The sequence below is a fragment of the Kitasatospora sp. NPDC034533 genome, assembly GCF_055575155.1.
The window spans coordinates 46,613-66,468 of the sequence record NZ_JBVITE010000012.1 but is presented as its reverse complement, the minus strand read 5'-3'; the positions used below and the strand labels follow the sequence as shown (position 1 = coordinate 66,468).

Sequence of the window (19,856 nt, the reverse complement as noted above, 5' to 3'; positions counted from 1 at the left end):
CCTTGGCCAGTCCGCACCACCACGACCTGTCAAGACCTGACGCCACCCTCGAAGAACTCGGGTACGCGCAGGAACTCAAGCGGACGATGTCGCTCGGCGACGTCGTCGTGTTCGGGCTCATCTACATGGTCCCGATGGCACCGCTCGCGGTCTTCGGCATCATCTACAACTTCTCCCACGGCATGCCCGCCCTGGTGTACGTCGTCGCCGGCGTCGCCATGGTGTTCAGCGCGATGAGCTACAAGGAGATGGCGAAGCGCTTCCCCGTCGCCGGGTCCGTCTACTCCTACGTCCGCCTCGGCATCAACCGGTTCTTCGGATTCGTCTCGGGGTGGGCGATCCTGCTGGACTACCTCCTGCTCCCGGCCCTGCTCTCGGTGTTCGCCGCGGCCGCGATGACGAGCGTCGTTCCGGGCGTGCCGGGATTCGTGTGGGTGATCCTCTTCGTCGTCCTCGCGGCGGCGATCAACCTGCGCGGCATCACCCTCACCGCCGGCATGAACCTGGTGTTCCTGGTCGTCCAGTGCCTCGTCCTCGCGGTCTTCGTGATCGGCGCCGCGATCGCCGTCGCCCAGGGGCGCGGAACGTTCTCCCTCGACCCGATCTTCCGGGCCGACGAGTTCTCCTGGGAGATCGTCTTCGGCGCGATCCCCATCGCCGCCCTCAGCTACATCGGCTTCGACGCGATCTCCACCCTGAACGAAGAGGCGAAGGGTGGCGGAAGGACCGTGTCGAAGGCGACCATGATCGTCCTCGTCGTCGTCACCCTGCTGTTCGTCAGTCAGGTGTACCTCGCCGCGATCTTCGTGCCCACCGACACCGTCTTCGCGGACGGCGATCCCGTCAACAACGCGTTCTACGACATCGCCAGCAAGGTCGTCGGGCCGTGGTTCAAGGTGGTCATCACCCTGACGTCCGCCCTCGTCGCGATCTTCGCCAACTCGATCGCCTCCCAGGCCACCTCCAGCCGCCTGGTGTTCAGCATGGCCCGCGACCGTCAACTGCCCGCCGTCTTCGCGGAAGTCGGCAAGCACCAGGTGCCCCGGAACGCGATGTTCCTGATCGCCGGACTGTCCCTGGTCGTCGGCGTCGTCGGCACCACCCAGCAGGAACTGCTCACCACGCTCGTCACCTTCGGCGCGCTGACCGCCTACATCCTGCTCAACGTCGCCGTCGTCGTCCACTTCGGCATCCGGGGGCGCAGCCGGAACTGGTTCCTGCACTGGATCTCGCCCCTGCTCGGCATCCTGGTGCTCGGCTACGCCCTGTGGAACGCCAATCCGCACGCCCAACTCGTGGGCCTGGTATGGCTGCTCGTCGGCGTCGGCATCGCGGGCTACTGGGCGTTCCGCGAACGCGACACGGGCGCGGACACCCACACGGACACGGACACGGACACCGGAGCGGTGGCCCCGGCCGGTCACTGAGGGCTGTCCCGTGGAGGAGGCGCTCCCCGGCACTCTCCGATATTCCCCGGCATTCCCCGGCACGACCGGGCACGCCCGTGGCGGCTCGGAGGCCACCCGCCGGACACCCCTCAGCAGGCCCCGGGGTCGAGCCAGCGGCGCAGGGCGAAGCGCAGCCGCCCGGTGGTGGGGCGGCCGGCGAGGACGGCCTCGAAGCGGCGGTGGTCGCGGGCCGCGCGCAGCGCCGCGACGTCGTGGGTGCCGGGCAGGGGCGGGGCGGGTTCGCCGTGCTGGGCGGCCCGGTAGCTGTCGAAGAGGTGCTGCTGGAGTGCGTTCATGCGCTCACCTTCCACCGGGGCCGCGCCGCAGGTCCCGTCGATTGACGGCCCTGGTCAAACGACGTGCGGGCGTCCTCGCCCGGACCTGCATCATTGGGGGGTGAGCGTGACCATCGACATCACCGGACTGCCGCACGAGCGGATCACCTTCTGCCCCTCGCCGCTGGCCGAGCTCGGCAACGCGCTGCACGCGCTCGCCGAACCCGCTCACCACGTCCGGCTGCACGCCTGGACGACGGCGACCTCCGCCGCACTCGAAGCGGAGCTGGCCGACCGGCTGCTGGAAGCCGACTTCATGTGGCGCTCGACGCGCTCCGACTTCCTGATGCCCGCCCAGCCGCGGGAGACCCTCGCCGAGGAGCTGGACGACCTCGACCGCATGGACGACGAGAGGTTCGTCGGCGCGGCCCTGGAGATCTCGTGCAGCACCAGCCACTACCCCAAGGGCCTGCCATCGCCGCTGGTCGACGCGTGGGCACGGCGCCGCGCGCTCGACCTGGCGGCGGCCCGCGGCCCGCGCCAGGCGGCCTTCGTCGAGCGGATGCTCGCCGAGCCCACCGCCACCCGGGCGTGGATACGGCGCCTGCTGGAGGACTGCGACCAGGCGTTCTTCGCCGACACCTGGCGCCGGGTCGGCGTCCAGCTCGCCGCCGACGCCCGGCACAAGACCGAGCTGCTGCGCCGCAAGGGCCTGGCGCAGGCGCTCACCGCGGCGTCGTCGGCGCTGAGCCTGGAGGAGGACGAGAGCGGCAGCCGCATCGTCGTCGACAAGCTGGTGCACGGGCGCACCGAGGCGCGCGGCACCGCCGTCACCCTGCTGCCGACGGTCTTCGGCTGGCCGCACCTGTTCTCCCTGTACTCGCCGGGCTGGCAGCCCGTGATCCAGTACCCGGCCGCCTCCCACGAGGTGGGCGGCACCGAGCCGGTGGAGGCGGTCAGGTTGCGCCTGGACGCGCTGACCCACCCGATGCGGATGAGCCTGTGCCGCAACCTCTCGCGCAGCGCGTACTCGACGAGCGAGCTGGCCGACGCGTACGGCATCACCGCCCCCGAGGTCTCCCGCCACCTCGCCGTCCTGCGGAAGGCCGGGCTGCTGATCACCCGGCGCCGGGGGCGCTACGTCCTGCACCAGCTCGACCTGTCGGTGGTGGTGCGGCTCGGCAGCGACTTCCTGGAGTCGGTGCTGCGGTAGCGGGCGGCGCGGTACGGCGGAGGGGTGGTGGGGACGCGTCGGCCCCGGGCGCGACGGCCCCCGTGCCCGAGCGGAGAATGCCCGGGCCGGGTCCGGTCGCCGCTCCGACGCGCCGTACGGCCGGCCACGGCCGGCGCGAAGCGCTACCCCGCACCGGCGGCTCCATCCGACCGCGGGGGACCGCCGGAATCGGGCACGGCCTCCACCCGCGGCCCCTCGCGGCGGCAGCCCGAACCGGTCCCGAACGCCCGCCGAGAGGGCGGCGCCGCCGTCAGGCCGCGATCTCCCGGTCAGGACGGCCAGCCCGGCCGGCGTCGGAGATCCCGCCGTCAGAGGCAGGTTCGGCCCGGCGGCGGACGAGGATGGTCACCGTGGGGCCGCCGCGGAAGCACCAGAGGGCGATGACGGGATCGCAGATGGCGCAGCCCGTGGACGAGGTGTGGGCGAAGGGCAGGATCGGATTGCCCTTGAGGGTGTGGGCCACGTCCCACGCGGTGTGCAGCAGCCAGCCGATGCCGATGAAGGTCCAGGATTCCAGGCCCCGGTAGGCGACGTACGCCGTGAGGGCGACGACCGGCAGTTCCCAGGGGCCGAAGCCGCCGCCGCTCAGGTAGGCGGCGCCGGCCCCGGCCACCATGATCGCGTTGAAGCGGCGCCGGTGCGGTTCCTTGATCAGGGACATCAGCAGGCAGTAGACGATGCCGACGATGATCGGCGCGACGTAGCTCATGACGGGACGGCCTCCTTCGGTTGGTCCCGGGTGGGTTCGGTGGTGCCCAGTCGCCGCAGTGCGAGCAGCCCGCCGGCTCCCGGGACGAGGGCCAGGGCCTTGGCAGCGGCCGTCGCCTCCGCCAGGCGCCAGGTCGCGACCACGACGAACAGGTAGGCGCAGCCGTGGGTGGGGCCCAGCAGCGCGGAGACGGGTTTCAGGTGGACGGTGAACAGGTTGGCCGACATCAGTGCCAGCGAGGCGAGTTCGGCATGGGCCGCGGTGTGCAGGTGGCGCGGGTGATGTGGCCGGCGCGGGCGCCGCAGGTGGCGTGGGTGCACGGTCACACCCCCGTCGTGGAGCCGGGACGGACGATCATCAGCACGGTGACGGCGGCCCACAGCAGGTTGAACACGCCGGTGAACATGGCCAGTCGGCCCGGCGGCGGGGCGGCGGCCGTCTCCCGGACGGGCCGGAGCCTGCTGCCCGGTCCAGTGCTCGGCTCTGCGCGGGGAGGATCAGCAGGACCAGGACCCCGGCGGGGGCCGCCGTCAGCACCATCGAGGTGATGAGCCACGGGCTGCCGAGGACACCGAGGCCGGCGGCCGTCGCGAAGCCGAACACGGGAACGGCGATGCCGACCCCCGCGTAGACCCGGCAGATCCGGTGCAGCGTCCGCAGGGTCGCCTGCTTGTCGCTGCCGGAGCCGCCGGAGTCGTCGCGGCCGTCAGAGCCGTCGCGGCGCAGCGTCGCCGGAAACATGCTCGCGGCGACGGTGACCGGGCCGACGGCGACGACGGCGGCCAGGACGTGCAGGGACAGGAAGAGCTTGGTCACGCCCGGCGCTCCTGGCCGGTCGGGTGCGCGCCGATGTGCATGGGTGTACCTCCGGGTGTCGTTGACGGACGCCTGAAGTCAACCGGCCGCCACCGTGATCGCCCAGTGGCACGAGTGACAGTCTTCAACGGGAAAACGCCAACGGCTTCCGCAAGCTGTCGCACTGCGCTGACATGATGGTTCAGCACTGCCGGCCGGGACGCGGCCGAGCCGACGAGAGGGTGGGTTCCGGCCATGCACACCGTCGCGATCCTGGCGCTGGAACAGGTGATCCCGTTCGATCTGTCCACCCCGATCGAGGTGTTCAGCCGCACCCGGTTGCCCGACGGGCGCCCCGGCTACCGGATCAGGGTCTGCGCGGAGCGCGAGGAGATCGACACGGGGACGTTCCGGCTGCGCGCCCCCTGGGGCCTGGAGGGTCTGCGCGGCGCGGACACGATCATCGTGCCCGGCATCGGCGATCCCGTGGCGCCGCTGCCGCCGTCCGTGCGCGACGCCCTGCGGTCGGCCGCCGCCGACGGAACGCGGATCGCCTCCCTGTGCGTGGGCACCTTCCCGCTGGCCGCCACCGGCCTGCTCGACGGGCTGCGGGCGACCACGCACTGGCTCGCGGCCCCGCTGCTGGCCGCCCGGCACCCGGAGATCGAGGTCGATCCGGACGTCCTCTACGTCGACAACGGCCAGTTCCTCACCTCGGCGGGCGCGGCCGCGGGCATGGACCTGTGCCTGCACCTGATCCGCCGCGACTACGGTTCGGCCGTCGCCGCCGACGCGGCCCGGCTGTCGGTGATGCCCCTGGAACGGGAGGGCGGGCAGGCGCAGTTCATCGTCGCCGACCACGCGCCCACCCCGCAGGGTTCCGAACTGGAGCCCTTGCTGGTCTGGTTGCGGGACAACCTGGCCCGCGACCTCACCCTGGCCGACATCGCCGCGCAGTCCGGGACCAGCACCCGGACGCTGATCCGCCGGTTCCGCGAGCAGACCGGGACCACCCCGCTCCAGTGGCTGTACCGGGCCCGCGTGCGCCGGGCACAGCACCTGCTGGAGACCACCGGGCACTCCGTCGAACGCATCGGCGCCCAGGTCGGCTTCGGCTCCCCCACCACCTTCCGCGACCGCTTCAAGCGCACCACCGGAGTCAGCCCGCAGACCTACCGCCGCACCTTCAGCTGACTGCGGCGCCCGGCCGGCCGGCTGCTGCCGGGCGGACGGGCGGACGGGCGGACGGTGGGGAGTCGGCACAACCCCGGTGATCACCCGGTGGCCGTCGCCGCCCTGGCGGATCCGGCGGCGGGATCGCGGATCAGGAAGGGTCGACCCCCGCGTACTCCAGCGGCGGCGCGATCGCCTGAGCGTCCGCGCCCTCGCCCACCCACAGACCGATCAGGAACGCCGCCGTCGCCTCCAGCAGGCCCGCCCGGTCGAGCCCTCCTCCGTTGAGCGGCACGCAGCCGAGATCACGGACGAGGAGCCGGACGGTTTCGAGAGCCGGTGCGTCGTCACCGCAGAGCGGCACCGCGAGCGGGCGCCCGCCGAAGACGGGCGGGGTCCTGGACCACACGCTCTCGTGACAGAGGTTGAACGCCTTGACCACCGACGCGCCGGGCGCCGCGGCCGCGATGCGCTCGGCGGCCGAGGGCCCGCCCCGGGTCTCCAGGACGAAGCCCGGCGCCACCGGGTTGGTGCAGTCGACCAGCGTCCGTCCCCGCAGGGCGTCCGCCAGGCCGGACACCACGCCCACCGCCACCGAGTACGGCACGGCCAGCAACACCGCCTCCCGGCCGTGCTCGGCGGCGTCCCGCACCGTTCCCGCCCGTGCTCCGATCCGGTCGGCGAGCACAGCGGCACGGGCCGTGTCCCGCCCGCCCACCAGCACGTCGTGGCCGGCCCGCGCCCACCGCGCACCCAGTGCCCGCGCCATGCTTCCCGTACCGGCGATCCCGATCCTCATCCTGCCCGACCTCCTCGCGACGACCTGTCAGTCGAATCGGGACGACACTAGGAAACCGCTCGGGCACCATCTGGTAAGTGACCACTGACCACGGCTTCATCGCCGACTGCCGCGCCCGGCTCGCCTTCGACCTGCTCGCCAACACCTGGAACGCCGTCGTGGTGTGGGCGCTGCGCGAGGGGCCCTCGCGGCCCGGTGACCTGCGCGAGCGGATCGGGGGGGATCAGCCCCAAGGTACTCACGGAGACGCTGCGTCGGCTCCAGTTCAACGGCCTGGTGGAGCGCCACGCGTACGCCGGTTCACCGCCGCACGTGGAGTACGGCCTCACCGGGCTGGGGCGGACACTGCTGGAGCCGGTGGAGGCGTTCGGCGCCTGGGCCTTCGAACACGGCGACGACGTGATGGCAGCCCGGGAGCAGGCGGAGGCGGCCGGGCACCATCGCGGCTGACGCCCCTGGCCGGCGGCTCGGCAGCCCCCGGGCCCGCCACGACCTCGCCCCGGGAGCACTGGCCGACGGCTCGGTGCGCGTCCCCGCTGACAGCAACTCCTCGTGGTGGTCGCTCACTTTGACGGCCGCGCGGACGTACCGCTCGGCCGACGGACGATCCCGCTCACGATGCCGGACCGGGAGCTTGGTCGTGTGCGCGTGGGCGTGCTCGGCGACCGGAAGTCCCCTGCCCGGTAAGGGCGGTGGGCCTGCGGGTGGCCGGGGAAGGGCATGGCCGGGCTCCGGTACGGCGGTAGCCGGTTCATGGCAGGCAAGCTCCGTAGTCCCGGGGTCGTCCCGCGCCCGCGCGCAGTAAGCTGCCTGTCACTGTCGGTACCGCGCACGCCGGAGCCCGGATCACCGAGGGCAGTGCGGTCTCCGCCGCCGGGCCGGCCGGGCCGAGCACCGCCGCGGAGCCGTCGCGCCCCAAGTCCCCCTACCGGTCGGAGTGTCGTCCATGGAGTCCCTGCGCCAGGCCGTGTGTGTCATCGTCCACGACGAGGCGGCGGCCCGGATCCTCTGCGTCCACTACGCGAACCACGGCTGGTCCGCGAACCCGGTGTGGACGGTGCCGGGCGGCAAGGTCGAGGAGGGCGAACGCCTGGACGAGGCCGCCGCCCGCGAACTGCGGGAGGAGACCGGCCTCACCGTCGACCCCGAGGAACTGCGGCTGGTCCACACCGTCCAGGTCAGGGCCGGCTGGGACGGCAGGACCCCGTTCCTGCTCTCCGCGTTCGCCGCCACGCGCTGGCACGGCGAGCCGGCCAACACCGAGCCGGACAAACACCTCGCCGTGGAGTGGCGGGACGTCGGCGCGCTGCCGACCCCGATGTTCCCCACCGCCCACGCCGCCCTCACCGCCTACCTGAACGGCGGCCGGGGCTTCTCCGTCCACGGCTGGGCCCCCGGCGCGGACCCACGCGCCCTGATCGGGCCCGCCGAGAAGGCCGGGGCCTGACATGCCCGGCCGCCACCGCCGCCCGCCCGCACCCGACCAGGCCCGCCTGCCGCCCGACGTCGACCTTCGGCTGCGCGCCATCACCGAGGGCCGCACCCTCACCGCCGAAGGCGTCGCCACCCTCCCCGGCGCCACCCACCTCTACGCCTACCGCACCCTCTACCGGCCCGACGGCGGCGTCGACGAGATCCTGGAACACCTCGCCCCCGGCCCGCCGCGCCCACCGTCCGGCCTCGGCCCCACCGATCCGTAGCGCGTGTCACTGAGCCTTCGTCGCCGTCACCGGGAAGCGCACGGAACCCGTACGGGTCGCCCTCGGATCGGGCGACGGTATCCCTTGGCTCCCAGCCGTCCGGCACCGGCGCCATCCCGGTCTCCAGCTCCTGCGAGTGCGTCATGGTGGAGTCGGTACTGGAACCGTCCGAATGCCTGCCCCCAAGGGCTGCTCGGGGGCTGACTCACAGGTAGTCGAAGAAGCGGGTCCGCCAGGTCGGGGGGTACTCGGGCGGGAAGTAGGAAACGAGTTCGCTGGCACCGTCGTAGTCGGTCCGGAGCAGGTGCCCGGATATGGCGATGTAGCCGAGCCCTTCGAGTTCGTCCTCGATGCGGTGCCGGTCGGCAGTGTCGAGGAGGAGGTTCTCTTCTTCCTCGTCGTAGCTGCCCGGGTGGCCCAGCGTCACCGCGGCCAGATTGCCGAAGTTGCTGACACGGATGACGATGTGGTCGCCGCTGGCCGTCGCGCTGGTGGGGATGACGATCGTCCCGTGGTGGCTGGCGTCCTGGACGCCTCGGTCGACGAGGCAGGTGCAGTCGAACCGCTGATCCAGCCTGGCAGCGAGTTGGTCGAACCGGGCCCGGGTAGCCGTGTGGTCGTAATCGCGCGGGAACTCCATGTGCTCCGGATCATCGAGTTCTCGCAGCAGCGTCCACGCGTGCCGGTCGTCGAGGGGCATGTCGGTCTTCTCCTTGCTGGTGAACACGGCTGGAGCGCCGGCCGACCTCGGCGGCGTGGGCGGCCCAGTCGCCGACGGCGGCGCGCTGCCGTTTGACGGCGACGGTGACGCCGATGCCGAGGGTGCGGGCGAGAACGGCAGCCGGCGGCTCGGCGGCCGGCTGGAACAGAGCGGTTGAGCGGGTCTCCGAGAGTTTGGTGCCGAGCTTGCGCAGTCATTCTCCCATCGCCCAGGCGCTGATCGGACGGCCGGGCCGGCCGCCGGGAAAGAGCCGGCGTGCGTCCGCTCACGCTCGGACGGCATGGCTGCGGCGGACGGCGACATGGTGGAGGGTCAGCTCGGCGACCGGCTCGGGAAGTCCGACCGGAACGGCGCCGAAGCGGATGCGGACCGCGCCGTCCGTCCCCTCGATGTGGTCGAGGACACCCGTCCCGATCCGGCCGTTGCCGACCTTGCCGTGGCCGGAGTACTGGCGGGCGGCCCCGGGCGAGGCCGCGGCGGCTTCCCTGATCGCCCGGGTGCGGGCGCTGACGGTCCCGACTGTCCCTCACCTCCTGTCCGGCGACCGTTGCCCCCCTGTCAACGGCACGGCGGCTGGTAGGGCGTACCGGGAAAGTACTGCTTCCACTGCTCGATGGTGATGGTGCCTCCCACGGCCCCGCACAGCCGCCCGGTGAGCCGGTCGATGTCGGTGTCGGCGAGGTAGACCCGGCCGCGCACGTCGTCGTCGGGCGTGTCGTTGATCAGGACGCTGTTCCCGTCGGGGTTGACTCCCGCGATGCGGATGGGACGGGGAGCGGTGAGCGTGCCGATCTCGCCGGCGGTGCGCGGGTCCGCCACCTGCCACAGCCGTACCTGTGCCGCCTCGGGGTCGCCCCGCCGCTGCGAGTCGGAACGGCTGAGGAGCAGCCGGTCGTCGAGGCTGAACCCCACGGAGTACTGCCGCTCGGCGGCGAGGGACCTGACCTTCACGGGCCGGCGGACGTCGCTGATGTCCCAGAGGTCGATGGCCTTGTCGGTCGCCACCGCGAGGGTTCGCCCGTTGTGACTGATCGAGAAGTCGTGCACGATCCCGCCCGGCAGCTCGCCGCGGTCAGGGTGCTGGGGGTCGTTCAGGTTCCACAGCCGGAGGATCTTGGGGTTCAGCTCCGCGCTCGCGGAGATGGCGAAGGCGATCACCCCGGCGCCTCGCACCTCCTCCACGGAGCCGCCACCGGTGTCGAGGGGAGCGAGGGCGATCGGGTGGCGGGGGTCGCTGAGGTCCCAGACCCGTGCCGGGCCGTCCTCCAGCCGGTCGACGGAGACGAGCCTGCGGTTGACGAGGTGCAGCCGGCCCGGGGGCTGCGGGGCTTCGACCGTGGAGAGGAGTCGCGGTGCCAGCGGGTCGCCGACGTCCCACACGTGGATCCGGCCGTCGCTCCCGTTGACGACGACGAGGCAGTCCGCGAAGTCCACGTCGGTGTCGAAGGTGGACATGCTGCCGGTGTGCTCGACGAACGGGGCGATCTGGTTGAGCGTGCCGCCCGCTCTCGGGTGGTCCGGGTCGGTGACGTCCCACAACTGCGGGAGGCCCACGTCACTGAACGCGAGAACGGTCCGGGGGTTGACCGCGCGCACGATCCCACCGTTCGGAACCGTGAACGTGCCCGCCGGGCGCAGGTCGTACGGTCCGGCCGTCCGCCACAGCCGCAGCTCCCGGTCGGCCGAGTAGCCGCCCCTGTCGGACTCCCAGGCGAGGACGCCACCGTCCCGGGTGAACGTCCCCTGGACACCGGTGTCGGGGATCATCGGCGCGGGGGCGGGGTGCCAGCGCCGGATGACCTGCTCGTCGCTCGCGCTGAGCAGGGACGCCGGGTCGTCGCCGACCGCGACCGAGTAGACCTTGCCGGAGGTGGGGTAGCTGACGGTGGGGTCCGGTACGTGCGGGTCGGTGATGTCCACCGCTCCGGCGTGGCCGACCTTGTACGGGTCGTCCGCGGAGCTTCCGAACGCCAGGATCCGGCCGTCCGGCGAGAACGCGACGGCCGCCACGATCTGGCCGGAGGCGATCTTCACCGGGTACTCCGAGTAGGGCGGCCCCGGCTTCCGGCTGCTCTCCGGCTGGGTGACCTGGGCCGGCTTGGCCGGGTCACCGGTGTCCCACAGTTGCACACCCCAGTGGTTGGTGCCGACCGCCAGCAGTGTTCCCCGGGGGCTGAAGGCCACCGTCAGCGCGTGGCTGTTGGGGAGCCCGGCGGTCAACACCGGTTTGGCGGGATCCGTGACGTTCCACAGCCGGGCCTCCGTGCTGCCGTCCGGCAGGTCCACGACGGCGGCCAGGAGACGCCCGTCCGCGCTGAAGGAGCCGCCCGACGCCCTGGTGGTGTCGTCCGGCAAGGCACCCGCCCGCACCGGCCGTCGGGGATCGGTGAGGTCCCACAGGGCGGACCGGCCCTTGCCGACGGCGGCCAGCACGTGGCCGTCCGGGCGGAACGCCAGCGATCCTCTGGTGTCGGGCAGGGTGGCCACCGTGACCGGAGCGGCGGGATCGGTGACGTCCCACAGCCGCACGGAGGTGTCCGTGTCCCCCACCGCCAGCAGCCGGCCGTCCCCGCTCAGGGCGAGGCCGGCCTTGTCGGAGGCGGCGTCCCGGACCGCCCGGGGCTCGGCCCGGCCTGGATCCGACAGGTCCCAGAGCCGGACGGTGCGGTCGCCGCTCAGGCTGGCCAGCAGGTGCCGGTCGGCGCTGTGGACGAGCTTCGTGACTTTGCCCGTGTGCCCCGTGAGCGGTGTGTAGTACGGGGCCATCGCCGCGCTGAACAGGCTGCCGCGCGCCTCCGGGGTGTCCGCGACCTTGCGGGCCGAGAGGGCCAGTTGCAGGGCCAGGGTCGGATCGGTGGCCCTGACCCGGTCGGAGGCCTGCGCCCCCACCTTGGAGGCGAGGACGTCGCGCTGCTCGTCCGCCACCCGGGTCTGCCGCACCGCCACACCGAACCCGGCGACCGCGGCGACCAGCAGCACGGACAGGGTGAGCGCCAGCGCGCGCAGCCGGGTGGTGCGACGGCGCTCGGCCCGCTGTTCGGCCTCCTGCCGGGCAGTGCCCGCGGCGACGAACTCCCGTGCCACCGACGTGATCCCGTGATGCTCGGCGGACTCCTCGATCCACTGGCGCGCCGCCGCCAGCCGCACGCCCCGGTACAGCGCCCCCTCGTCGCGTCCGTCCCGCTCCCAGGCGTCCGCGGCTTCGTGCAGGCGCTGGCGGACCAGCAGGCCGGCCCTGTCGTGGTCGATCCATTCGGCCAGTTGCGGCCAGGCCCGCAGCAGGGCCTCGTGGGCCAGCTCGGCGTACCCGCCGTCCAGGACGATCAGCCGGGCGCGGACGAACGCGTCGAGGACGGCCGCGACGGCCGGGTCGGCGTCGCGGTCCAGTTCGGCGAGTGAGACCCTTCGCCGGGTGTCCTCGGTGCCTTCGCCGAGGCGCACCATGCGCAGCAGCACCCGCCGCGCGGCCTCCCGCGCGGCCGGGTCCGATCCGTCGTAGGTGGCCTGCGCGGTGCGCGCGACCGCGCCCCAGACACCGCCTGCCGTCTGATAGCCCGCCATCGTCAGGGTGCGGCCCGCCCGGTTCTGCCAGGTGGCGAGCAGCGCGTGCGACAGCAGCGGCAGCGCCGTCGTACCGTGCCGGTCGGACGCGCCGGTGCGCAGGTCGCGCAGCAGCAGGTCCACCAGGCCTGGTTCCAGGCTCAGTCCGGCGAGCCGGGCCGGCTTCTCGACGGCGCTGCGCAGTTCCTCGTGAGGCATCGGGTCGACCAGCACCTGGCTGCTCCGCATCGCCTCCGCCAGGACGGGGTAGGCCGCGCAGTGCCCGTAGAAGTCGGCGCGCAGTCCCAGCACCACCAGTGCGCGCGGGTCCGCTCCCTCCTCGGTGTGCGTGCACGCGGCCCAGAGCGCCCGGACGAACCGTTCCCGTTCGCGTTCGTCGGAGCAGGCGGTGAAGAGCTCCTCGAACTGGTCGACCACCAGCACCAGTCGGGAACCGCTCTCCGCCAGGCCGTCGGCCAGCCGGCCGGCGACGGACGCCGGTCGCGCCTCCAGTTCTTCGCGGAGCGACTCCGGGTCCTGGTGGATCAGGTCGGCCAGCACCCGTGCGAGTTGCGCCAACGGGTGCTCGCCCGGGGTGATCACCGCACGCGGCCAGCGGAAGCTCTCCGGCGCGGCGGGCAGTCCGCGGTCCAGCGCCGGCAGCAGGCCCGCGCGCAGGAGAGAGGACTTGCCGACGCCGGAGGGGCCGACGACCACGAGCGGACCGCTGTCCGAGAGCCGCGCGGACACGGCGGAGACGAGTTCGCGGGTCGGTTTCTCGCGGCCGAAGAAGAACCGGGCGTCCTCCGAGCCGAACGGGGCCAGGCCCCGGTAGGGGCAGGTGTCCAGGTCGGGCTCCGGGCCGCCGTTCGGCCCGTTCGGCCCCTCGCCGTCCGAACCGTCCGAGCCGTCCGAGCCGCCTGCCCCCAGGGGTCCGTGCGGGGGCCGGTAGGCGGGGTTGGCAGCCAGTACCAGCTCACCGACCTGGCCCTCGGACTGGCGGCGCGGCAGCGGGAAGCCCTTCTCGCGCAGGCGGCGCCGCAGGGAACGGTAGACGTGTTCCAGCGTCAGCTGCGTCGGCCCGGTGGGGTCGCCTTCCTCCAGCAGGCGCAGCAGCTCGCCGCTGAAAGCGGTGTACGGGGCGCCGGCGGGTGCCAGCGCGAGCTCCTCGGGTGCGGCGGAGGCCAGGACGAACCCGCCGCCGGGATAGGACGTCTCGAACGTGTCGGCCGCGCCGCCGACGGGTGCCGCCCGGCCGGAGAAGCAGCAGTCCAGGACGAGGACGACCGACCGCGCCCTGGAGGAGGCCAGGGTCTCGCGCAGGTCCGAGTAGCGCAGCGCCTTGTAGGCGAGCCCCCGGGTCAGGTCGTCGGTGATGCGGGTCGCCAGGTACAGCTCGTTGTCGAGGCCCACCAGGCCGTGGCCGACGTAGTACACGAGGAGGACCGTCTCCGCCGACTCGGCCGCCCCGATCAGCGCCTCGCCGAACGTGTACGGGTCCTCCGGGTCGACCACGGTGTGCACATGGGCCGGGTCGAGGCCGCACCTGGTGATCAGCGCGTTCGCGACCGCGTGCACGGTGCCGGCCGCCGCGGGGACCGCCGGAAGGACCGAGCCGGGCACGTGGCTCCCGGTCCCCACCACCAGCACCCGCGCTCCGGGAAGCCCCAGCGGCAGGCCGCTGTCACTCACCGCGGGTTGACTGGGTCGAGGCCGGTCCTGCGGCAGCTCCTGGGCTCGGCTCGCTGGTGAGCGATTCGCCGACCTCCCGCACGAGGGCGGCGATTCCCTCGGCGTTGAGTCCATGAACGGCCGTCGCCCGCAGCTCGATGGAACTCCCGTCCGCACGCGTCACCTGAACCACGGTGTTGCCCGCGCGACGCCGGATCCACGCTATCAGCGCGCTCGTCAGGCCGGAGATCGCCCCGCCCGCACCGACCGCGACGGTGAGCACGTCCGCGACCGCGCCCAGCGCGCCGGGCGGGGGCGGCGCCCCGACCAGCTCGACACGCCCCCGGAGTTCGTCCTCGGCCCGCAGCCAGGCCAGCAGGGAAGCGACGGCGGCCCGGTCGTCGCCGGCCACCCTGATCGTCAGAAGATCGCCCACAGTCCCCCCAAGGTACGACTCGGCGAGTGGACATGACATAGCGTCACCCACCCAACTGGCCGTAGTCAACCTTCGAACTGACGCCCCCGAGTGGGCCACGTGCGTCGAAGGGCGGACACGCGATGTGCGTCCGCCCTTCGACGCACCAGCGCGGACGAAGCGGCTCAACCCACACGGGTACCCGTGTCCACGAGTCGACGCGCAAGGTCGACGACCACTGCGCACGGGATGCACAAGTCCACGGAGCGGTGCGGTTCACGCGTTGCCACAACCAGCCCCACAGGGGGCTTCTCCACTTGTACTGTTGACGGTACGTCACTTATCTGGCAAGGGGAGCACCTTGGACGTAACGCTCACCGCAGCAGGCGGTCAGGAAGCGGACGAGCTGCGCTCGCTGCGCGCCTGGCTCGCCGACGTCGACGAACTGCGCGGCCGGGTCACCTCGGTGGAGAGTCCGCCTGTCCCGGGCACGCTCGGCCCGGTCCTCGACGCACTGGCCGTGGCTCTCGGGCCGGGCGGCGTCGCGACAGCGCTGGCCACCGCGGTCTTCTCCTGGATCCGTCAGCGTCGCGGCGAGGTGACCCTCAAGATCAGCCGGCCGGACGGGGCCTCGGTCGAGTTCTCGGGCAAGCGCGTCCAGGGTCTGGACGACCGCGCGATCCGGGCACTGCTGGCCGACGCCACCCGCGTACTGGAAGCGGTGCAGGACACGGGCGAGGTGGAGGGCCCGCGATGACGGATCTGTCGGGGGCGGGCGTCCGAGTGCTGCTGATCGGCACGGCAACGCACGCGGGTCCGACGCTGACTTCCGTTCCCGCCGTCCTCCGGACCGTTGAAGCCCTACGGGATCGTCTGATCAGCCGGTGCGGCGTGCCCGCCGACCAGGTGCGCCTACTGGCCGACCCGGCGACCGCCCGGGACATGGCCACGGCCGTCGCCGAGGAGGCGCTGCAAGCCCGGACCACACTGCTGGTCTACTACCTCGGGCACGGCCTCATCGGCCCCGGCGACGAGCTGTACCTCGCGGCGAGCAGCACCGACCAGCTGACGCCCGGACTGGCTGCCCATCAGGCGCTGCGACTGGCTGACCTGCGGGAAGCGCTGAGCGCCTGCCGGGCCCACTCGGTCGTGGTGGTCCTCGACTGCTGCTTCTCCGGGCGCGCCAAGCTCGCGAACCGCTCGCCACAGCAGTTCACGCTCCCGCCCGCCCACGGCATGTATCTGCTCGGCTCGGCCGAGCAGCTCGCCCTGGCACCCGAGGACGGGCAGTACACCGCCTTCACCGGGGCGCTGATCAAGCTGTTCGACGAGGGTGATCCGCGTGGCCCACGGCTGCTGACCCTGGACGCGGCGTATGACTATCTGTTCCGCACCCTCCGTGCCCAGCAGGGCCCGTTGCCCCGTCGCCAGGCCGGCGACCGTTCGGGCGGGCTGGTGCTCGCCGTCAACCCGGCCCAGCCCGAGCCGGTGGGCCCGGTCGAGGAGGAACCGTCCCCGGGCCGCTGCCCGTACCCGGGCCTGGAATCCTTCGCCGTGGACGACGCGGAGTTCTTCCACGGCCGGGAGCGGCTGGTGGCAGAGCTGGTGCGGGCCTGCGGCAAAGCGCTGGCCGGGCGGCAGCCGGTGATCGTGGTCGGGCCCTCCGGCGCGGGGAAGACATCGGTTCTGCACGCCGGGCTGGTCGCCGCCCTGGGCCGGGGCGTACCGGAGTTGCCCGGCTCGGCCGGCTGGCCCAGCGTGCTGCTCACCCCCGGGGCGCAGCCACTGCACGCCCTGGCCGCTGCGCTGCGCCCGGACGGCACCGCCGGAGCCCTGCGTGCGGACCCTGCTTCGGCGGTGGCGCTGGTCCGCGGCGCACTGGCGGAAGGGTCCGCCGAGCGGCTGGTGCTGGTGATCGACCAGCTGGAGGAGCTGTTCACCGTCTGCCGGAGTCAGGCGGACCGCAGGGCCTTCCTGGCCGCGCTGGCGGCCCTCGCCGCCGACTGCCCGGCCCTGGTGGTACTGGCTCTGCGGGCCGACTTCTACGGTCAGGCCCTGGTCTTCCCGGAGCTGGCGGCGGCCCTGCGCGACCACCAGGTGCAGGCCGTGGCGATGCGGCCGGAGGAACTGCGCGCGGCGATCGAGCGGCCGGCCGAGCTGGCGGGGCTGACGCTCGACGAGGGCCTGGCCGACCTCCTGCTGCACGAACTGGGCGCCACCCAGCTCACCGGCCCGGAGCCGGGCACGCTGCCGATGCTCTCCCACACCCTGTGGGCCATCTGGCGGCAGCGCCACGGCGCCCGGCTGACCGTGGCCGGGCTGCGGGCCACCGGCGGGATCACCCAGGCGATCGCCCACACCGCCGACGACACCTACGACCGGCTGGACGAGGCGGGCCGCAGTGCCCTCCGCCGGATGCTGCCCCGCCTGGTCCGGGTCGACGACCGGAGCGTGGACACCGCCCAGCGGGTCGACCGCGCCGGCCTGGTGCACGGGCTGCCCGACCCCGAGGCGGCTGAGCGGGCCCTGCACCGGTTCGCCGAGGCCCGGCTGCTCGTCCTGGACGAGCAGACCGTCGCGCTGAGCCATGACGCCCTCCTGCGCGGCTGGCTGCGTCTGCGCGAGTGGGTGGACGCGGACCGCGACTGGCTGCGCACCCGTCAGCGGCTCGCCGCCGACGCCGAGACCTGGTGGGAGGCCGGACAGGACCCTTCGCTGCTGTATCGCGGCACCCGGCTGACGGCCGCCCGCGAGGGTGCTGCCGAGGCCGGCCTGGCGGAGGAACTTCCGCCACGACTGGCGGAGTTCCTCGACCGCTCGAAGCGGTACGAGCTGCGCCGGGTCCGGCGCGGGAGGGCGGCGATCGCCTCCCTGGTGGTGCTGACCCTGCTGTCGGTGGGCGGCGGTGGCCTGGCACTCGCCTTCCAGCGGGAATCCCGCGCCCAGCAGCAGCACGCGGTGGCCCAGCTGGTCGCGGCCGAAGCCGTCGACCTGCGCAACAGCCAGCCCGGCTTGGCCAAGCAGCTCGCTGTGACGGCGTACCGGCTCGACCCGCAGGCGAACACGGCCGCGCTGTTCGCCGCAGTGGGGACGGACGGCGTCTTCGACGGCCAGGACCGGGTGGCGGACCTGGCCCAGAGCGCGGACGGGCGCCGCCTGGCCATCTCGACCGGGAACTCGGTCGCGCTCTGGAGCACGGCGGGCTTCAGCGAAGGCCGTGTCCAGCTTCCGGGCGCCGGCCCGGTCGCCCTGAGCCCGGACGGGCGCCTGGTCGCCGCGGCCGCCGGTCCGCAGGGAAAGCAGGCGGTACGGCTGTGGGACATCGGCGATCCCGCCCACCCCGAGGAACGTGCGATACCCCCGGCGACCGATCAGCCCGGCGTGACGTCGCTCGCCTTCAGCCCGGACGGACACCTGCTCGCCGCCGGTACGGACGGCGGGGCGATCCGGCTCCTGGACCTGTCCGAGCCGGCCGCGCCGAAGCCCCTCCCGGCGCTGACCGGCCACACCGGAGTCGTCGACTCGCTCACCTTCGCCCCCTCGGGGCGCACCCTGGCCAGCGCCGGCGCCGACACGTCGGTGCACCTCTGGGATCTCGCCGAGCCCGCCCGGCCGGTCGCCCTGCCGGAACTCGACGGCGGCCCGCTCACCAATGATCTCCAGCACAAGCCGCTGCACCGGCTGACGTTCAGCCCGGACGGGCACCTGCTGGCCGGCCCCGGGGACGGAGACGGCAACGCGCTCCGGCTCTGGGACGTGCGGAGCCCGGCCCGGCCGCGTCTGGCGAAGACCGCGGACCGCGCCGCCGTGCCGGACTGCCGATCGCGCCTGGTGTCGGCCGCGTTCAGCCCGGACGGGCACCTGCTCGCCACCACCTGCGAGCACTCCGCGTTGCTGTGGCAGGTGAGCGACGATCCGCTCGACGTCGTCGCCATCAACGCGCTGGACGAGCCCAGCGTCGACGAAGCCGGCAACACCGCCGGCCCCGCCCTGTTCGTACCCGCGGGCAACCCGCTGTTGGCCAAGTCCGTGACGAGCCTGCTGCTCACCGCCACCGGACGGGGGGTGCACCTGACCGATGTGACCAACCCCTTCCAGTCCGGCGCAGCGGCCAGCCTGGGCCAGGCGCCGAGCGGGTTCGTCGTGCCGGTGGCGTTCAGTCCCGGCCCGCGGCGGCTGCTCGCCTGGGAAGGAGACAGTGACGGGGCACTCTGGGATCTCAGCGGCGACGCACCGCACCACCGGCTCGCCGTCCTGCCCGGCAGCGGCCAACTGGGCGCGGGCGGCGTCGCCTTCAGCCCCGACGGCCGCGTCCTGGCCACCGGCGAGCTGGACCAGAACGGGAACCCCGTGGTCCGCCTGCGCAGCACCGAGCAGCCGGACGTGGCCGTGCTGTCCACCATCGACGACCTCGACAACTCCGCCGGTGCCCTCGCCTTCGCTTCCGACGGCCGCACGCTGGCGGTGTCCGACACCAACGACGCCCTGGACGGCCGGATCACTCCGGCGGTGAAGCTGTACGACCTGGCGGACCACACGCGTCCCCGGCGGATCGCCGTCCTGCCGGGCAATGTCCGGCGCCTGGCCTTCTCCCCCGACCATCGTCTGCTGGCCGGTGGCGGCGCGGACTCGCTGTGGCTCTGGGACACCACCGACCTCCGGCAGCCGGCCGCCCTGCCGCCGAAGCCGCTCACCGCCGGTGCGGACATGTCCGAGCCGGCCTTCAGCCCGGACGGCCGCCTGCTGGCGGTGTCCGACTCCACGGGCGCGACCAGGCTGTGGGAGGTCAACGGCGACCGGCTGAGCGACGCGGAGCCGGTGGTCGTGCAAGCGCCCGGGACCGGCCCCGGGATCTCCTTCAGCCCGGACGGCCATACCCTTGCCATGACGGGCACGGGAGACAGCTACGCCGCCGTGGGACCGAGGTACTCGCACATCGAGCTCTGGGATGTCGGCAACTGGCGGGTCCCCACGCTCCAGGCCGTGGTTGCCATGGGTTCGACGAACGCGCTCCGGCCTTCCGAGATCTCGGTGAGTCCCGACGGGAAGCTCATCGCGACGGTCGGCGAGACCGTGGACGTCTGGAGCACGAACCAGCCCGGCACCCTTGAGGCCATCTGCGGGTCCGTGGGCGACACCATCACGAAAGATCAGTGGGAGCGGTACGTGCCCGGCGGTACGCCGTACCGGAAGCCCTGTCCCTGAGCCACCGGCGGTCCGGCAAGGGTGGGCGAGGGCTGGGGCCCCTCGCCGGAGTCCTCGTCGCACGGGACCGTCGGCCGGTTGACGACGGCCTCAAGGGCCGCGAGCAGCCGAGGGGGAGCACTTCGTGGCAGCGGGCGAGCCTGTCATGTCGGACGTCCTCGGGCAGCAGCG

The 19,856-nt window shown here is 73.2% G+C and carries 15 protein-coding genes and 2 pseudogenes; 9 read left to right on the top strand and 8 right to left on the bottom strand.

From position 1 onward, the window contains the following. Positions 1–2 precede the first annotated feature (2 nt). Entirely contained in the window at positions 3–1,427 is a 1,425-nt protein-coding gene (locus ACZ55U_RS11625; protein ID WP_465525004.1) for an APC family permease, read from the top strand. A 110-nt stretch (positions 1,428–1,537) separates the two neighbouring features. On the opposite strand, the gene ACZ55U_RS11620 is transcribed toward ACZ55U_RS11625, so the two are convergent. Then, positions 1,538–1,744, bottom strand: a complete 207-nt coding sequence (locus ACZ55U_RS11620; RefSeq protein ID WP_465525002.1) for a hypothetical protein — start codon at positions 1,742–1,744, stop codon at positions 1,538–1,540. 100 nt (positions 1,745–1,844) lie between these two features. Between ACZ55U_RS11620 and ACZ55U_RS11615 the strand changes: the two genes are divergently transcribed. Continuing rightward, on the top strand, positions 1,845–2,936 hold the full coding sequence (locus tag ACZ55U_RS11615) for a DUF5937 family protein (RefSeq protein WP_465525000.1): 1,092 nt from the start codon (positions 1,845–1,847) through the stop codon (positions 2,934–2,936). Positions 2,937–3,207: 271 nt separating this feature from the next. Here the strand turns inward: ACZ55U_RS11615 and ACZ55U_RS11610 are convergent, their stop codons facing one another. From ACZ55U_RS11610 to ACZ55U_RS11600, 3 genes and pseudogenes are all read right to left on the bottom strand, one after another. After that, positions 3,208–3,666, bottom strand: a complete 459-nt coding sequence (locus ACZ55U_RS11610; protein WP_465524998.1) for a DUF6010 family protein — start codon at positions 3,664–3,666, stop codon at positions 3,208–3,210. After that, on the bottom strand, positions 3,663–3,992 hold the full coding sequence (locus tag ACZ55U_RS11605; protein ID WP_465524996.1) for a DUF3817 domain-containing protein: 330 nt from the start codon (positions 3,990–3,992) through the stop codon (positions 3,663–3,665). The genes ACZ55U_RS11610 and ACZ55U_RS11605 overlap by 4 nt, the downstream gene beginning before the upstream one ends. Beyond that, a pseudogene (locus ACZ55U_RS11600) lies at positions 3,989–4,482 on the bottom strand (hypothetical protein). Before ACZ55U_RS11600 ends, ACZ55U_RS11605 begins: the two are co-directional and overlap by 4 nt. Before the next feature lie 234 nt (positions 4,483–4,716). Here ACZ55U_RS11600 and ACZ55U_RS11595 point away from each other — a divergent pair. Further along, positions 4,717–5,655 (top strand): GlxA family transcriptional regulator, encoded by a 939-nt coding sequence (locus ACZ55U_RS11595; protein WP_465524994.1) that lies wholly within the window; start codon positions 4,717–4,719, stop codon positions 5,653–5,655. A gap of 130 nt (positions 5,656–5,785) precedes the next feature. Here the strand turns inward: ACZ55U_RS11595 and ACZ55U_RS11590 are convergent, their stop codons facing one another. Next, complete coding sequence (locus tag ACZ55U_RS11590) at positions 5,786–6,433, bottom strand: NADPH-dependent F420 reductase (protein ID WP_465524992.1); 648 nt, start codon at positions 6,431–6,433, stop codon at positions 5,786–5,788. 77 nt (positions 6,434–6,510) lie between these two features. On the opposite strand from ACZ55U_RS11590, the pseudogene ACZ55U_RS11585 reads away from it, so the two are divergent. The 3 genes and pseudogenes from ACZ55U_RS11585 to ACZ55U_RS11575 all read left to right on the top strand — a co-directional run bounded on the left by ACZ55U_RS11585 (position 6,511) and on the right by ACZ55U_RS11575 (position 8,133). After that, positions 6,511–6,883, top strand: a pseudogene (locus ACZ55U_RS11585) (winged helix-turn-helix transcriptional regulator). 496 nt (positions 6,884–7,379) lie between these two features. Beyond that, entirely contained in the window at positions 7,380–7,880 is a 501-nt protein-coding gene (locus ACZ55U_RS11580; protein ID WP_465524990.1) for an NUDIX domain-containing protein, read from the top strand. 1 nt (position 7,881) lies between these two features. Next, on the top strand, positions 7,882–8,133 hold the full coding sequence (locus tag ACZ55U_RS11575; protein WP_465524988.1) for a hypothetical protein: 252 nt from the start codon (positions 7,882–7,884) through the stop codon (positions 8,131–8,133). A 205-nt stretch (positions 8,134–8,338) separates the two neighbouring features. Here the strand turns inward: ACZ55U_RS11575 and ACZ55U_RS11570 are convergent, their stop codons facing one another. After that, positions 8,339–8,833 (bottom strand): hypothetical protein, encoded by a 495-nt coding sequence (locus ACZ55U_RS11570; protein ID WP_465524986.1) that lies wholly within the window; start codon positions 8,831–8,833, stop codon positions 8,339–8,341. Between ACZ55U_RS11570 and ACZ55U_RS11565 the strand changes: the two genes are divergently transcribed. After that, positions 8,832–9,011 carry a hypothetical protein gene (locus tag ACZ55U_RS11565; protein WP_465524984.1) on the top strand — a complete coding sequence of 60 codons (180 nt, stop codon included), beginning with the start codon at positions 8,832–8,834 and terminating at the stop codon, positions 9,009–9,011. The genes ACZ55U_RS11570 and ACZ55U_RS11565 overlap by 2 nt on opposite strands. 401 nt (positions 9,012–9,412) lie before the next feature. Here ACZ55U_RS11565 and ACZ55U_RS11560 read toward each other — a convergent pair whose 3' ends face one another. Continuing rightward, positions 9,413–14,086, bottom strand: coding sequence for a caspase, EACC1-associated type (locus ACZ55U_RS11560; protein ID WP_465524982.1), 4,674 nt, complete (start codon positions 14,084–14,086; stop codon positions 9,413–9,415). Next, positions 14,079–14,501, bottom strand: coding sequence for an effector-associated constant component EACC1 (locus tag ACZ55U_RS11555; protein ID WP_465524980.1), 423 nt, complete (start codon positions 14,499–14,501; stop codon positions 14,079–14,081). The genes ACZ55U_RS11560 and ACZ55U_RS11555 overlap by 8 nt, the downstream gene beginning before the upstream one ends. 340 nt (positions 14,502–14,841) lie before the next feature. Between ACZ55U_RS11555 and ACZ55U_RS11550 the strand changes: the two genes are divergently transcribed. Continuing rightward, on the top strand, positions 14,842–15,237 hold the full coding sequence (locus tag ACZ55U_RS11550) for an effector-associated constant component EACC1 (protein ID WP_465524978.1): 396 nt from the start codon (positions 14,842–14,844) through the stop codon (positions 15,235–15,237). Beyond that, complete coding sequence (locus ACZ55U_RS11545) at positions 15,234–19,685, top strand: caspase, EACC1-associated type (RefSeq protein ID WP_465524976.1); 4,452 nt, start codon at positions 15,234–15,236, stop codon at positions 19,683–19,685. Before ACZ55U_RS11550 ends, ACZ55U_RS11545 begins: the two co-directional genes overlap by 4 nt. The last annotated feature ends 171 nt before the right edge of the window (positions 19,686–19,856 follow it).

What these genes read in the sequence shown, in the direction of transcription:
- ACZ55U_RS11620 (WP_465525002.1), bottom strand. Translation starts at nt 1,744, where the DNA reads ATGAACGCACTCCAGCAGCACCTCTTCGACAGCTACCGGGCCGCCCAG.
- ACZ55U_RS11610 (WP_465524998.1), bottom strand. Translation starts at nt 3,666, where the DNA reads ATGAGCTACGTCGCGCCGATCATCGTCGGCATCGTCTACTGCCTGCTG.
- ACZ55U_RS11595 (WP_465524994.1), top strand. Translation starts at nt 4,717, where the DNA reads ATGCACACCGTCGCGATCCTGGCGCTGGAACAGGTGATCCCGTTCGAT.
- ACZ55U_RS11590 (WP_465524992.1), bottom strand. Translation starts at nt 6,433, where the DNA reads ATGAGGATCGGGATCGCCGGTACGGGAAGCATGGCGCGGGCACTGGGT.
- ACZ55U_RS11580 (WP_465524990.1), top strand. Translation starts at nt 7,380, where the DNA reads ATGGAGTCCCTGCGCCAGGCCGTGTGTGTCATCGTCCACGACGAGGCG.
- ACZ55U_RS11575 (WP_465524988.1), top strand. Translation starts at nt 7,882, where the DNA reads ATGCCCGGCCGCCACCGCCGCCCGCCCGCACCCGACCAGGCCCGCCTG.
- ACZ55U_RS11565 (WP_465524984.1), top strand. Translation starts at nt 8,832, where the DNA reads ATGTCGGTCTTCTCCTTGCTGGTGAACACGGCTGGAGCGCCGGCCGAC.
- ACZ55U_RS11570 (WP_465524986.1), bottom strand. Translation starts at nt 8,833, where the DNA reads ATGCCCCTCGACGACCGGCACGCGTGGACGCTGCTGCGAGAACTCGAT.
- ACZ55U_RS11545 (WP_465524976.1), top strand. Translation starts at nt 15,234, where the DNA reads ATGACGGATCTGTCGGGGGCGGGCGTCCGAGTGCTGCTGATCGGCACG.